Consider the following 13,509-nt stretch of genomic DNA (forward strand, 5'->3'; position numbering starts at 1 on the left):
ATGTCTTCAACCACCAAAAAAAGCATTGATATCAAAAAAAGCCTGGTTGAGGCGATTCTGGCCGGCCTGATTGCCCTGATCGTATTCGGGCCGATTGTCGGTGTCGTCCTTGAGGGGTACAGCTTCAATCTCGAACCGACCCGCGTGGCGTGGATCATCGGTATCGTCATGATTGGCCGCTTCGCCCTCAGCCTGTTCCTGCAAACGCCCAAGGGCCTGAAGATTCTCGACGGATTCGAGAGCACCGGTTCCGGTGTGCACGTACTGCCAAGCGATCACAAATCGAGACTGCGCTGGATCATCCCGCTGCTGATTGTGCTGGCGGTCATCGTGCCGTTTGTTTCCAACTCCTATCTGCTGGGCGTGGTCATCCTCGGGTTGATCTACGTGCTGCTGGGGTTGGGGCTGAACATCGTGGTCGGTCTGGCCGGTCTGCTCGACCTCGGTTACGTGGCGTTCTACGCCATCGGTGCCTACGGTCTGGCGCTCGGTTACCAGTATCTCGGTCTGGGTTTCTGGACGGTGCTGCCGTTGGCGGCGATTATGGCGGGTCTGGCCGGTTGCATCCTCGGTTTCCCGGTGTTGCGTCTGCATGGCGACTATCTGGCGATCGTGACGTTGGGCTTCGGTGAAATCATTCGCCTGATCCTCAATAACTGGTTGTCGCTGACTGGCGGCCCGAACGGCATGCCGGCGCCACTGCCGACCTTCTTCGGTCTGGAGTTCGGCAAACGCGCGAAGGATGGCGGGGTGCCGTTCCACGAGTTCTTCGGCATCGCCTACAACCCGGACGTGAAGTATTACTTCATCTACGCGGTGTTGTTCCTCGTGGTATTGGCCGTGCTGTACATCAAGCATCGTCTGGTGAAGATGCCGGTCGGTCGCGCGTGGGAAGCCTTGCGTGAAGACGAAATCGCCTGCCGTTCGATGGGCCTCAACCACGTGCTGGTCAAGCTCTCGGCGTTCACCATTGGCGCGTCGACGGCGGGTCTGGCCGGTGTTTTTTTCGCCACCTATCAAGGTTTCGTCAACCCGACGTCGTTCACCTTCTTCGAATCGGCGCTGATTCTGGCCATCGTCGTGCTCGGCGGCATGGGCTCAACCATCGGCGTGGTGATCGCCGCGTTCGTGCTGACCGTCGCTCCGGAACTGCTGCGCGGTTTCGCTGAATATCGTGTGCTGCTGTTCGGCATCCTGATGGTGTTGATGATGATCTGGCGACCTCGCGGGCTGATCCGCATCAGCCGCACCGGGGTCACTCCACGCAAAGGTGCCATTCACTATGAGAGGACTGCGCCATGAGTGAAGTCGTACTCTCTGTTGAAAAACTGATGATGCATTTCGGTGGCATCAAGGCCTTGAGCGATGTCAGCCTGAAGGTTAAACGCAACTCGATCTTCGCCCTGATCGGCCCTAACGGCGCTGGCAAAACCACGGTGTTCAACTGCCTGACCGGTTTCTACAAAGCCTCCGGCGGCAAGATCGAACTCAATGTGCGCGGCCAGCAGACCAACGTCATCCAGTTGTTGGGCGAGTCGTTTAAAGCGACCGACTTCGTCTCGCCGAAATCCTTCCTCAGCCGTCTGTATTACAAGATGTTCGGTGGTACGCACCTGGTGAACCGTGCGGGGCTGGCGCGGACATTCCAGAACATTCGCCTGTTCAAGGAAATGTCGGTGCTGGAAAACCTGCTGGTGGCCCAACACATGTGGGTCAACCGCAACATGCTCGCCGGCATCCTCAATACCAAGGGCTACCGCAAGGCTGAAAGCGACGCGCTGGACGTTGCGTTCTACTGGCTGGAAGTGGTCGATCTGGTCGACTGCGCCAACCGTCTCGCCGGTGAACTCTCCTACGGCCAGCAACGCCGTCTGGAGATTGCTCGGGCCATGTGCACGCGGCCGCAGATCATCTGCCTCGACGAACCGGCCGCCGGCCTCAACCCTCAGGAAACCGAAGCGCTGAGCGCGATGATCCGGCTGCTGCGCGACGAGCACGATCTGACCGTGGTGCTGATCGAACACGACATGGGCATGGTTATGAGTATTTCCGACCACATCGTGGTGCTGGACCACGGCATCGTCATCGCCGAAGGCGGGCCTGAAGCGATTCGTAACGACCCGAAAGTGATTGCCGCCTATCTCGGCGCCGACGAAGAGGAGCTGGTATGACGCAACCGATCCTCGAACTCAAAGACCTCGACGTGTTCTACGGACCGATCCAGGCGCTCAAAGGTGTTTCGCTGCAGATCAACGAGGGGGAAACCGTCAGCCTGATCGGCTCCAACGGTGCCGGCAAATCGACGTTGCTGATGTCGATCTTCGGTCAGCCACGGGCGGCGGGCGGGCAGATCATTTATCAGGGCGTCGACATCACCCAGAAGTCCTCGCACTACATCGCCTCCCACGGCATCGCGCAGTCGCCGGAAGGCCGGCGGGTGTTTCCCGACATGACCGTCGAGGAAAACCTGCTGATGGGCACCATCCCGATTGGCGACAAGTACGCCAAAGAGGACATGCAGCGCATGTTCACGCTGTTTCCACGGCTGGAAGAGCGCCGTACCCAGCGGGCGATGACCATGTCCGGTGGGGAGCAGCAGATGCTGGCGATTGCCCGCGCGTTGATGAGTCGGCCGAAGCTGTTGCTGCTTGATGAGCCGAGCCTGGGCCTGGCGCCGATCGTGGTGAAGCAGATTTTTTCGACCCTGCGGGAGTTGGCGAAAACCGGCATGACGATTTTCCTCGTCGAGCAGAACGCCAACCATGCGCTGAAGCTGTCGGATCGCGCGTATGTGATGGTCAACGGCGAGATTCGCCTCACCGGCACCGGCAAGGAGTTGCTGGTGAATGAGGAGGTGCGTAACGCCTATCTGGGCGGGCACTGATTCTTTCATGGTTGTACACAGCCCCGGCGACGCAAGTCCCGGGGCTTTTTAATACCCGCAATCCCCTGTAGGAGCTGCCGCAGGCTGCGATCTTTTGATGTTGTTTTTCAAGATCAAAAGATCGCAGCCTGCGGCAGCTCCTACAGGGAAAACGGCTGTTCCGTCAAATTGTGGAAAACAAATTCCCCAAGCTGCCAAAGCGCGACATATAGACGCTGCAAATAGCTGTTTTTCCACAGTTTTGACTTGTCCCCGGTTACTGTGGAACTGGCTGTGAATAACGTGGGTGTATCTGGCTGAACGCCTTGTAATCCGTGGCTTGCAAGAGTGTGGTTGTTTTTTGATCAGGCGCTTTTCCGCGAGCTGAAGGCGTCGTTGTCAACCTTTTTTTGGACATCGCCTCAGAGGCAATTCAGTGGCAGCGATCCTGTGGATAAGTCTGTGATTAAACTCTGGAAAGACCTCGCTGAGGGCCGTAATTACTGGCCTCGCGCAATCACTGTGCTGACCGGCCAGTCGTGCAGAATGCCATGTGCCGCACATCTGCCGCTTCAGGGTCAAGCAAAAAACTTTCTATTTCCCCCGCAAAGCCTTGTGTGGCGCGGCTTTGCGCGTTTGCACTTGCCCCCGGAAACTGTGGAAGGGACTGTGGATAACATGCTTGCACATGGCTACAGGCCACGCCCTGTATAGCGTTGCGAAAGTTGATCATTTTTTGTTCGATCATGTAGGAGCTGCCGAAGGCTGCGATCTCTTGATCTTGAAAAACAACATCAAAAGATCGCAGCCTTCGGCAGCTCCTACACGGAGGCGGTGGTTGCCCGATATTCGCGGGCCGGGCATGCTGCTGGCTGATTTTCTATTCCAAGGGCTGCCCAGGTGGCCGAAGCAAGGAGAACACGATGTCCAACACCCTGTTTATCACCGGCGCAACGTCAGGATTTGGTGAAGCCTGCGCCCGTCGTTTCGCTGCGGATGGCTGGAAACTGGTGCTGACCGGCCGTCGTGAGGAACGCCTGAATGCGCTGTGCGCCGAATTGTCGAAGCAGACCGAAGTGCATGGCCTGGTGCTCGACGTGCGTGATCGCAAGGCGATGGAAGAGGCGATTGCCAACCTGCCGCCGTCCTTCGCCAAGCTGCGTGGCCTGATCAACAACGCCGGTCTGGCGCTGGGCGTTGATCCTGCACCGAAGTGCGATCTGGACGATTGGGACACCATGGTCGACACCAACGTCAAAGGCCTGATGTACGCCACGCGTTTGCTGCTGCCGCGTTTGATCGCCCATGGCCGTGGCGCCGGCATCGTCAACCTCGGCTCCATCGCCGGCAACTACCCGTATCCGGGCAGTCACATCTATGGCGCGACCAAGGCGTTCGTTAAACAGTTCTCGCTGAACCTGCGCTGCGACTTGCAGGGCACTGGCGTACGGGTCAGCAACATCGAGCCAGGTTTGTGCGAGAGCGAGTTTTCGCTGGTGCGTTTTGCCGGCGATCAGGAGCGATACAACGCGACTTACGCCGGTGCCGAGCCGATCCAGCCGCAAGACATTGCCGAGACGATTTTCTGGGTGATGAATGCGCCGGCGCACATCAACATCAACAGCCTGGAGTTGATGCCGGTGAGCCAGACCTGGGCTGGCTTTGCGATTGAGCGTAACAAGGCCTGATACCGCGTTACGGCCAATCGCTGGCAAGCCAGCTCCCACAGGTTTATTGGCGTACACAAATCTTGTGAACGGCTCGATATTTGTGGGAGCTGGCTTGCCAGCGATGAGGCCAGAACAGGCAAAAAATGCCGATAAGGTAAACTCCCCTCGCAACAACCCAACCGCACCCCGCGGTTTTCAAGGTTTTTCGAGGAGTTAAAGTGAGTAACCGAGGTGAGCAGGCACTGCTCAAACAATCGACCATTCTGATGTTCGCCGTGGCGATTGCCGGGATCGTCACCGGTTTTGTTTCTGGTTCCCAATCCATCCTGTTCGATGGTTTTTTCTCGCTGATCGCAACGTTCATCAAAGTCCTGATGCTGATCACCGCCAAGTTGATCGCCAAAAAAAGTAACCACCGTTTCCAGTTTGGTTTCTGGCATCTGGAGCCCATGGTGTTGGTGATCGAAGGCAGTTTCCTGCTGCTGATCGCGATCTACGCGTTTCTCAACGGTGTGTTTGGCATCATCAACGGTGGTCGGGAGATCGAACTGGGGCTGGTGATCATCTATGCCGCGGTGTTTACCGTTGTCGAGTTCGCCTACTTCTTCTACGTGCGCCGGCGTAACCGCAAACTCAAATCCAGCCTGATCCAGTTCGACAACATCAGTTGGCTGGTGGACGCGATGTTGTCCGTGGGCCTGTTGATCAGTTTCCTTGCGGCGCTGCTGCTCAAGTCCCAGGGCTATGGCCAGTGGGCGGTGTATGTCGACCCGCTGATTCTGATCGTGCTGGCCCTGACCATGCTGCCACCGGCGTTCAAGATCCTTGGCCCGGCGTTGCGCGATGTACTGGGGATTGCCCCGGACACGCTGGATGATCAAGTGCGTCAGGTGATGGAAGAGGCGAAGGTCGAGCATGGTTTCGACGACTACGTGTCATACGTGCAGAAGCACGGGCGGGCGCGGTTTATCGAGATTCATGTGGTGTTGCCGGCGGACTATGCGCTGAGCAATGTCGGGCAGCTGGATGCATTGCGCGAGGCGATTTCGGCGAAGCTGGGCAAACCGGATGCGGCGCGCTGGCTGACCATCAGCTTCACCGGGGACAAGAAGTGGATTGCCTGATGTAACCCGGATCTCTGTTGAGAACAGATTTGTGGAGAAGGGGATTTATTGTGGCGAGGGGATTTATCCCCGTTGGGGCGCGAAGCGGCCCTAAAAAGAGCGGGGCCGCTGCGCAGCCCAACGGGGATAAATCCCCTCGCCACAGTAGATCTCCTCAGCACACTGGATCTCATGTGCCATGAGATCAGCGCAAATATTCAGCCAGGCCGCTATAGCAAGTCGCAAGGTGATACGGCGTGGTCGAAGGCATGTCCTTGCGACTAACCTCACCCAATTCATCCCGGCACTCATACCAGCCACCCGCATGCAGAAACCGTTGCTGCAACGCCTGCAATTGGCGCAGCACCACCGCTTCACTGCCCTGACGCAAGGTCAGCGCACGCAAATATTCCGCCTGAGCCCAGATCCGTTGGGTCGAATCTCGTGGACGTCCGTTTGATTCCAGATCGAGCATCGCCCGCACCGCGCCGGATGGCTGCACCACGCCGTATTGCTCGGTGAACGCAAACGCCCGATCCAGCGCTGCATGCAGTTTCGAACCACGCAACAACGCTGACGATTCGAGCAGGAAATACCATTCGAATTGATGGCCGGGTTCGTACCAGTTATCCACAGCCCCGAGCGGCTTCTCCATCAACACACCATATTGCGGATCGACGAAGCGCTTGTGCATGGCTGTGCATAACTCCAGCAACGCGGTCTGGGTCTGGGCATCTTCGCGAGCGGCGAGCGTGGCGAGGAAGGCTTCGGCCAAGTGCATCAAAGGATTCTGCAAAGGGCCGGTTTCCAGGGTGATCCAGTCACGATCAAGGCAGGCCTCGTACAAACCATCACCCATGGCAAAGCGTCGCCCAATGATTTCCAGCGCCGCATTCAGGGTCGACTCGACCAGCGGATCGCCGGACTTTGCCCAGTAATGCGCGCAGGCGAACAGGATGAAGGCGTGGGTGTAGAGATCCTTGCGCTGATCTAGCGGCTTGCCCTGCGCGTCGATGCTGTAGAACCAGCCCCCGTGCTCGGCATCATGGAAATGCCGTTGCAGCGAACGAAACAGCGCCGCGGCGCGCACTTCAGCGTTATCCACCACCCCGATCAAACTGGAAAACAGATACAACTGGCGCGCGCAGGCCATCGCTCGATAGCGTTGCGCTGGCAGCGGTTGATGCGCGGCGTCCAGCGCCTCAAAGGGCAACGCCATGTCGGCGTTCCAGCCCGGACCTTGCCAGAGGGGCACGATCACGTTGACGAAGTGCTGTTGCACAGCGCCGAACAGGGCGGTCAATTCAGGCAGGGAGGTGGAGCGGGAAGCGTGGGGCATGGGCGGACGTCGTCACGGGCTGGGGCGATTGCGCGACATGGTAGCAGAGCAGCAGGCTTTAGAGTCTTGGCGTCTGATCGGCCGTCATCGCTGGCAAGCCAGCTCCCACAGGGATTTTCGGTGTTCACATGATTGGCGTACACCGAATAACCTGTGGGAGCTGGCTTGCCAGCGATGTGGCCGGAGCAGGCGCTAAAAAATCAGCCGGCCAACAACCAGGTCCCAGTCACCGCCGAAGCCGCACCTGCAAGACGCACCAACGGTGCAGCAGCTTGAGGCAGGAAACGCACTACGGCATAACCAGCGGCATGCAGCGCAGCTGTCGCGGCGACGAAACCGGCCGCATACGCCCAAGGGCTGCTCATGTCCGGCAACTCCAGGCCATGCGCAACACCATGGAACAACGCAAACACCGCCGTCGCCACCACCGCCATGACCAACGGCGGACGCACCGCCAATGCCACCGCCAGGCCCAGCGCCAGCACCGATGCAGCAATCCCGCTTTCCAGCGCCGGCAATTGCAGCCCTTCAAAACCGAGCATTCCGCCCATCAGCATGGTGCCGACAAACGTGCACGGCAGCGCCCAACGCGCCGCGCCTTGCTGCTGCGCTGCCCAAAGTCCGACCGCAACCATCGCCAGCAAATGGTCGAGACCACCGATCGGGTGACTGATACCCGCGATCAAGCCACTGTCGCCATGCCCCGGGTGGGCAAAGGCCAAGGCCGGAGTCAGCAGCAGCGCAACCGCGCCAAGAATACGTTTGAGTGTCATGGATAAGCTTCCTTGTTGAGCAGTGAATCAGGCTGCGGTCAGCAGGCCCTGGCGTTCGATGAAGGCGATGATGGCTTCAAGGCCCTGACCGGTTTTCTGGTTGCTGAAGACGAACGGCTTGCCGTTGCGCATGCGTTGGGTGTCGCTGTCCATCATTTCCAGCGAGGCGCCCACCAGCGGCGCCAAGTCGATCTTGTTGATCACCAGCAGGTCGGACTTGCAGATCCCCGGCCCGCCCTTGCGCGGCAGCTTGTCGCCGGCCGAGACGTCGATCACATAGATAGTCAGGTCGGACAATTCCGGGCTGAAGGTCGCCGACAGGTTGTCGCCGCCGGACTCCACCAGAATCAGATCCAGCCCCGGAAAACGCCGATTGAGTTGATCGACCGCTTCAAGGTTGATCGAGGCGTCTTCACGAATCGCCGTGTGCGGGCAGCCGCCGGTTTCCACGCCGATGATCCGCTCGGGGGCGAGGGCTTCATTGCGCACGAGGAAATCGGCGTCTTCGCGGGTGTAGATATCGTTGGTCACCACGGCGAGGTTGTAGCGTTCGCGCAGGGCCAGACACAGGGCCAGGGTCAATGCGGTTTTGCCGGAACCGACCGGGCCGCCGATGCCGACGCGCAGAGGTTGTGTGTTCATGAATGGTTCTCCTAGGAGCGAAAGAGGCGGCTGTACTGGCGCTCGTGGGCCATGCACGCCAGGGACAGGCCGAACGCGGCGCTGCCGATGTGTTCGGGATTGATTCGGGTCGCGTCCTGCTGTGCCTGTTGCAGTAACGGCAGCAATTCGCTGGTCAGGCGCTGGGCGGCTTGCTGGCCCAGCGGCAGGGTTTTCATCAGCACGGCGAGCTGGTTTTCCAGCCAGCTCCATAGCCACGCGGCGAGCGCGTCCTGCGGGCTGATGCCCCACGCGCGTGCGGCGAGCGCCCAGCACAAGGCCAGATGCGGTTCGGTGCATTGATCGAGAAAGTCACGAGCGCAGGCGTCGAGCTCCGGCAAACCGTTGAGCAGTTGCTGCAACGAATAGCCCATCTGCCGACTTTCCAGATGCAACTCGCGAGTCTCGCGGCTGGCGCGGTGGCTCTCACAGAGGATCAGCAACTCGCTCCAGTTTTCATCCGCCGCCGCTTGGCAATGCGCAAGCAACAACGGCGCCTCAAAGCGCGAAAGATTCAGCAGCAACTGATCACTGATCCAGCGGCGGGCGTCGTCCGGGTTTTTCACCCGGCCGTTATCCACCGCCATTTCCAGGCCTTGCGAATAGCTGTAGCCGCCAATCGGCAATTGCGGACTGGCCAGGCGCAGCAGCGCCCAGGCCGGATTCACAGGCGTACGCCGAACTGATGGAGTTTCGGCGCGTAGTTGAAGTCTTCGTCGCCGTGGCGTGAATGGTGGTGGCCGCCGCCATAAGCACCGTGTTCCGGCTGGAACGGTGCTTCGATCGCCTCAACCTGTGCGCCGAGCTGTTCGAGCATGGCCTTGAGCACGTAATCATCGAGCAGGCGCAGCCAGCCATCGCCGACTTGCAGAGCGACATGCCGATTGCCCAAGTGATAAGCGGCGCGAGTCAATTCAAAAGCGTTGGCGCAAGTGACATGCAGCAGTTGCTCGGGGCGGGCACAGACGCGAACGATGCGACCGTCTTCAGCCTGTAGGCATTCGCCGTCATACAGCGGCGGCTGGCCACGCTCCAAAAACAACCCGACGTCTTCACCTTCAGCACTGAAACAGCGCAGACGGCTTTTGCTCCGCGCTTCGAAGGTCAGGTGCAACTCGGCGGCCCATACGGGTTGAGGGTCGATTCTGCGGTGAATCACCAGCATCGGGAAACTTCCAGCTATGGACAATGATTGGTTTAGAGCAAGGGGCTTGCCAATCGGACGAGATGTAGGAAATCCCTGTCGGAGCGTAGTGGATGTTTCAAGATGTTGCGGAGGTTTGGAAGGTTTTGGTGCATGAAGGTTTTTACATGCACCAATTTGCAGCGGGCAAAAAAAATCGCAGCCTTCGGCAGCTCCTACATGAAACGCAATCTCTGTAGGAGCTGCCGAAGGCTGCGATCTTTTGATCTTTACTCAGTACTGCCCAGGCCCTGCCAATGCTTCAGGCCAATAAAGATAAAACGCAGCTGCTGAGTGATCTTCGCCTGCGGCGTCAGATGCTCCGGCAGTGCTTCAGCGGGCGGGTCGATGATGTCTGGGAGGGTAGCGAACACCGATTTGACGATCAGATCAGCCATCACACTCAGGCCCTCGGCATCCAGATGCTGAAGTTTGGGCATCATCGTCAGGTCCGATGCAAGGTCGGAGCTGATGTTTTCACGCAATCGACCAATCGCCTGACGCACCGGCAGCGAGCCACCGTACTGTTCGCGGGCGAGAAACAGAAATTGTGAGCGGTTGGCACTGACCACATCGAGAAAGATCCGCACCGAGGCATCGATAATGCCGCCCATGACGAATTCGTTGTGGCGTACCAGGCGGATGGTTTCGCGAAAGGTCTGGCCGACTTCACTGACCAGCACCAAACCCAATTCGTCCATATCGGCAAAATGCCGGTAGAAACCGGTGGGCACGATCCCGGCGGTCTTGGTGACTTCGCGCAGGCTCAGGCTGCCGAATCCTCGGCCGCTTTCCATCAAATGGCGGGCAGCGTCCATCAGGGCGTTGCGGGTCTGTTGCTTCTGTTCGGCGCGGGGCAGCATCGCAGGGTGTGTTCTTCGGCAGGACAAGCGCCGCACTCTAGCAAATCGGCTTTATCGGCGTCGAACGGCGGGGCAGTAAAGCGAGGGTTTTTACGGGGCGTTTACCAGAACCTGAAAAGTCAAAAGCCCAATCCGTCGATTGGGCTTTTTTTCCGGGCCACCATGGGCTCAGCTCACAGCGCTGTTGCGTTCGATCACACGGTCACCACCACCTTCGGCAACAGCCTTACCTTGTGGGGTTTTGTCGTAGCCGTCTTCAACCAGACCTTTTTCTTCGAGGCGGTTGCGACCGTTTTCGGCGACAGCCTGGCCTTGAGGGGTTTTGTCGTAGCCGTCTTCGACCAGACCTTTTTCTTCCAGACGGTTGCGACCGTTTTCCGCTACCGACTGACCTTGTGGCGTTTTGTCGTAGCCATCTTCAGCAAGGGTGCCTTTGGTGTGGTCGGAACCATCAGCGGCCACGGTCTGGCTGAACACCGAGTAGCTGGTTTTGACTTGTGGCGTGGCTTGGTCGGCAGCAGGCAGGGCGAAAGCAGTGCTGGCCAGCATCGAGAGGGTAAGACTAAGCAGTAATTGGCGTTTCATGATGGGTTGCTCCTTGGGAGGGCGATAAAGTGGGTACGAGGGCAATGCTACTCTCGATAAGTCGATATAAAAGTTCATAAACGCAATGGTAATAATCAACAGAATTGATTGTTCTGGCGCGAGGCTCTAGATCGGGCCTTTCAGAGCATCGGTTTTGCACCGAGGTGGGTATTTTCGACCCACTCGTGCCTCGCAAACGTGCGGGTCGCGGTAACGCTGTTCGACTGACCGGTCAGAATTCACCCGGGTTTTTCCGTCTTAATCGACTTTTCGGTTAAACCTGCGGGCCTTTTGCCAGTCACAGTTTTCATAGGGGCCGCTTTGGCCCGCCGTTTCAGCCGTTCGCCGCTTTCTTTAAGGGTGAGTGGTCGTGATCAGGAGCTTTGTGCATGACGCGCACTGGAAAAATCTTCAGCTGGACCTTCGCCACCCTCGTGCTGCTACTGGCCGTGCTGGTACTGATCATCGTGTTCTTCGACTGGAACCGGATCAAACCGCCGCTCAACGCCAAAGTCTCGGAAGAACTGCATCGACCGTTTGCCATCAATGGCAACCTCGCAGTGATCTGGCAGCGCGAGCCCGACGAGGGCGGTTGGCGCGCCTGGGTGCCGTGGCCGCACGTGGTTGCTGAAGATTTGAGCCTGGGCAATCCGGACTGGTCGAAGAAACCGCAGATGGTCACCCTCAAGCGCGTCGAACTGCGCATCTCGCCATTGGCGCTGCTGGCGCAACGCGTGGTGATTCCGCGCATCGACCTGACCGAGCCCAACGCCGATCTGCAACGGCTGGCGGATGGCCGCGCCAACTGGGTATTCAAGTTCGATCCCAAAGACCCGAACGCCGAGCCGTCGAGCTGGGTGGTCGACATCGGCGCCATCGGTTTCGACAAGGGCCACGTCACCCTTGATGATCAGACCCTGAAAACTAATCTGGATGTGCTGATCGATCCACTGGGCAAGCCGATTCCGTACAGCGACATCGTCGGTGACAAAGCGGCGAAAACCGCGCAGGACAAGGGCGGCGCACCGCAAGACTATGCATTTGCGCTGAAGGTCAAAGGCCAATACCACGGCCAGAGCCTCAGCGGCCAAGGCAAGATCGGCGGGCTGCTGGCCTTGCAGGACGCGAGCAAGCCGTTCCCGCTGCAAGCCCAGGCGAAGATCGGCGACACCCGCATCGAACTGGCCGGCACCCTGACCGACCCGATGAATCTCGGCGCCCTTGACCTGCGTTTGAAGCTGGCCGGCGACAGCCTCGGCAATCTCTATCCGCTGACCGGCGTCACGCTGCCCGATACGCCACCGTATTCCACCGACGGTCATTTCATCGCCAAACTGCATGACCCTGCTGGCGCGAAATTCACCTACGAAAAATTCAACGGCAAGATCGGTAACAGCGACATCCACGGCGACCTGACTTACGCCGCAACCCAGCCGCGACCAAAACTCAGCGGTGCGCTGGTTTCTAATCAACTGTTATTTGCCGACCTCGCGCCGCTGATCGGCGCCGATTCGAATGACAAGCAGAAGGCCCGTGGCGGCGACAGCAAGCAACCGGCGGACAAAGTGCTGCCGGTTGAGGAATTCAAGACTGACCGCTGGCGCGCGATGGATGCCGACGTTGAATTCACCGGCAAGCGCATCGTCCACAGCGAGAAGCTGCCGTTCAATGATCTCTATACCCATCTGATATTGAACGACGGCGAACTGAGTTTGCAGCCGCTGCGCTTTGGCGTCGCTGGCGGCAATCTTGATGCGCAGATTCGTCTCAACGGTCGCACCGAGCCCATGGAAGGCCGGGCCAAACTGACCGCACGCCGCTTCAAGCTCAAAGAACTGTTCCCGACGTTTGAACCGATGAAGACCAGTTTCGGCGAACTCAATGGCGATGCCGATATCAGCGGGCGTGGCAATTCGGTGGCGGCGCTGTTGGGCGGCGCCAACGGCAAGCTGAAGATGTTGATCAACGACGGCGCGATCAGCCGTGAACTGATGGAGCTGGCCGGACTCAACGTCGGCAACTACGTAGTCGGCAAGATCTTTGGCGACAAGGAAGTGAAGATCAACTGCGCGGCGGCGGATTTCGATATCAAGACCGGTTTGGCCACCACGCAGCTGTTTGTCTTCGATACCGAGAACGCGATCATCTATATCGATGGCACGGCGAACATGGCTACCGAGCAACTCGACCTGACAGTGACGCCGGAATCGAAGGGCTGGCGTTTGATCTCCCTGCGTTCGCCGCTGTACGTGCGCGGCAAGTTCATCAAGCCGGACGCCGGGGTGAAGGCCGTGCCGCTGATGTTGCGTGGGGCGGGGATGGTTGCCTTGGGTGTGATTGCAGCGCCGGCGGCGGGGCTGTTGGCGCTGGTGGCACCAAGTGGCGGCGAGCCGAATCAGTGTGCGCCGCTGCTGGAGCAGATGAAGGAAGGGAAAGCCCCGGTAACGGTTAAACCCACTAAATAAGGGCA

Annotated in this window: 13 protein-coding genes; 6 read left to right on the forward strand and 7 right to left on the reverse strand. The window is 58.9% G+C overall.

The genetic code is table 11. The features are described 5' to 3' along the window. The 5 genes from livM to ACQ4MY_RS10045 all read left to right on the forward strand — a co-directional run bounded on the left by livM (position 1) and on the right by ACQ4MY_RS10045 (position 5,657). The gene (gene livM, locus ACQ4MY_RS10025) at positions 1–1,302 is read left to right on the forward strand and encodes a high-affinity branched-chain amino acid ABC transporter permease LivM (protein WP_440094917.1); all 1,302 of its coding nucleotides are present in this window, start codon (positions 1–3) and stop codon (positions 1,300–1,302) included. Next, the gene (locus ACQ4MY_RS10030) at positions 1,299–2,171 is read left to right on the forward strand and encodes an ABC transporter ATP-binding protein (RefSeq protein WP_008078277.1); all 873 of its coding nucleotides are present in this window, start codon (positions 1,299–1,301) and stop codon (positions 2,169–2,171) included. Before livM ends, ACQ4MY_RS10030 begins: the two co-directional genes overlap by 4 nt. Then, complete coding sequence (locus tag ACQ4MY_RS10035) at positions 2,168–2,884, forward strand: ABC transporter ATP-binding protein (RefSeq protein ID WP_440094919.1); 717 nt, start codon at positions 2,168–2,170, stop codon at positions 2,882–2,884. Before ACQ4MY_RS10030 ends, ACQ4MY_RS10035 begins: the two co-directional genes overlap by 4 nt. Before the next feature lie 902 nt (positions 2,885–3,786). Continuing rightward, positions 3,787–4,551 carry an SDR family oxidoreductase gene (locus tag ACQ4MY_RS10040; protein ID WP_440094920.1) on the forward strand — a complete coding sequence of 255 codons (765 nt, stop codon included), beginning with the start codon at positions 3,787–3,789 and terminating at the stop codon, positions 4,549–4,551. 200 nt (positions 4,552–4,751) lie between these two features. Further along, positions 4,752–5,657, forward strand: coding sequence for a cation diffusion facilitator family transporter (locus ACQ4MY_RS10045; protein WP_440094922.1), 906 nt, complete (start codon positions 4,752–4,754; stop codon positions 5,655–5,657). A 184-nt stretch (positions 5,658–5,841) separates the two neighbouring features. On the opposite strand, the gene ACQ4MY_RS10050 is transcribed toward ACQ4MY_RS10045, so the two are convergent. The 7 genes from ACQ4MY_RS10050 to ACQ4MY_RS10080 all read right to left on the reverse strand — a co-directional run bounded on the left by ACQ4MY_RS10050 (position 5,842) and on the right by ACQ4MY_RS10080 (position 11,039). Further along, on the reverse strand, positions 5,842–6,975 hold the full coding sequence (locus ACQ4MY_RS10050; RefSeq protein WP_440094923.1) for an AGE family epimerase/isomerase: 1,134 nt from the start codon (positions 6,973–6,975) through the stop codon (positions 5,842–5,844). Positions 6,976–7,175: 200 nt separating this feature from the next. Continuing rightward, the gene (locus ACQ4MY_RS10055; protein ID WP_440094924.1) at positions 7,176–7,748 is read right to left on the reverse strand and encodes a HupE/UreJ family protein; all 573 of its coding nucleotides are present in this window, start codon (positions 7,746–7,748) and stop codon (positions 7,176–7,178) included. Between the two features lie 27 nt (positions 7,749–7,775). After that, complete coding sequence (gene ureG / locus ACQ4MY_RS10060) at positions 7,776–8,390, reverse strand: urease accessory protein UreG (RefSeq protein WP_007939066.1); 615 nt, start codon at positions 8,388–8,390, stop codon at positions 7,776–7,778. 11 nt (positions 8,391–8,401) lie between these two features. Then, positions 8,402–9,076 (reverse strand): urease accessory protein UreF, encoded by a 675-nt coding sequence (locus tag ACQ4MY_RS10065; RefSeq protein ID WP_440094926.1) that lies wholly within the window; start codon positions 9,074–9,076, stop codon positions 8,402–8,404. After that, positions 9,073–9,573: an urease accessory protein UreE gene (gene ureE, locus ACQ4MY_RS10070; RefSeq protein WP_008087160.1), complete on the reverse strand. Its 501-nt coding sequence runs from the start codon at positions 9,571–9,573 to the stop codon at positions 9,073–9,075. Before ureE ends, ACQ4MY_RS10065 begins: the two co-directional genes overlap by 4 nt. A 248-nt stretch (positions 9,574–9,821) precedes the next feature. Continuing rightward, positions 9,822–10,454 carry a TetR family transcriptional regulator gene (locus ACQ4MY_RS10075; protein WP_008086186.1) on the reverse strand — a complete coding sequence of 211 codons (633 nt, stop codon included), beginning with the start codon at positions 10,452–10,454 and terminating at the stop codon, positions 9,822–9,824. A 168-nt stretch (positions 10,455–10,622) separates the two neighbouring features. Beyond that, positions 10,623–11,039: a hypothetical protein gene (locus ACQ4MY_RS10080; protein ID WP_440094928.1), complete on the reverse strand. Its 417-nt coding sequence runs from the start codon at positions 11,037–11,039 to the stop codon at positions 10,623–10,625. Between the two features lie 389 nt (positions 11,040–11,428). Between ACQ4MY_RS10080 and ACQ4MY_RS10085 the strand changes: the two genes are divergently transcribed. After that, positions 11,429–13,504, forward strand: coding sequence for an AsmA family protein (locus tag ACQ4MY_RS10085; protein WP_440094929.1), 2,076 nt, complete (start codon positions 11,429–11,431; stop codon positions 13,502–13,504). Positions 13,505–13,509 lie beyond the last annotated feature (5 nt).

The organism is Pseudomonas sp. SM4, assembly GCF_051913165.1.
In the GTDB taxonomy this organism is placed as follows: domain Bacteria; phylum Pseudomonadota; class Gammaproteobacteria; order Pseudomonadales; family Pseudomonadaceae; genus Aquipseudomonas.

Excerpts from the sequence above, each read along its gene's own strand:
- ACQ4MY_RS10040 (WP_440094920.1), top strand. The coding sequence starts at position 3,787 with ATGTCCAACACCCTGTTTATCACCGGCGCAACGTCAGGATTTGGTGAA.
- ACQ4MY_RS10080 (WP_440094928.1), bottom strand. The coding sequence starts at position 11,039 with ATGAAACGCCAATTACTGCTTAGTCTTACCCTCTCGATGCTGGCCAGC.
- ureE (WP_008087160.1), bottom strand. The coding sequence starts at position 9,573 with ATGCTGGTGATTCACCGCAGAATCGACCCTCAACCCGTATGGGCCGCC.
- ACQ4MY_RS10055 (WP_440094924.1), bottom strand. The coding sequence starts at position 7,748 with ATGACACTCAAACGTATTCTTGGCGCGGTTGCGCTGCTGCTGACTCCG.
- livM (WP_440094917.1), top strand. The coding sequence starts at position 1 with ATGTCTTCAACCACCAAAAAAAGCATTGATATCAAAAAAAGCCTGGTT.
- ACQ4MY_RS10035 (WP_440094919.1), top strand. The coding sequence starts at position 2,168 with ATGACGCAACCGATCCTCGAACTCAAAGACCTCGACGTGTTCTACGGA.
- ACQ4MY_RS10030 (WP_008078277.1), top strand. The coding sequence starts at position 1,299 with ATGAGTGAAGTCGTACTCTCTGTTGAAAAACTGATGATGCATTTCGGT.
- ACQ4MY_RS10075 (WP_008086186.1), bottom strand. The coding sequence starts at position 10,454 with ATGCTGCCCCGCGCCGAACAGAAGCAACAGACCCGCAACGCCCTGATG.
- ureG (WP_007939066.1), bottom strand. The coding sequence starts at position 8,390 with ATGAACACACAACCTCTGCGCGTCGGCATCGGCGGCCCGGTCGGTTCC.
- ACQ4MY_RS10050 (WP_440094923.1), bottom strand. The coding sequence starts at position 6,975 with ATGCCCCACGCTTCCCGCTCCACCTCCCTGCCTGAATTGACCGCCCTG.
- ACQ4MY_RS10085 (WP_440094929.1), top strand. The coding sequence starts at position 11,429 with ATGACGCGCACTGGAAAAATCTTCAGCTGGACCTTCGCCACCCTCGTG.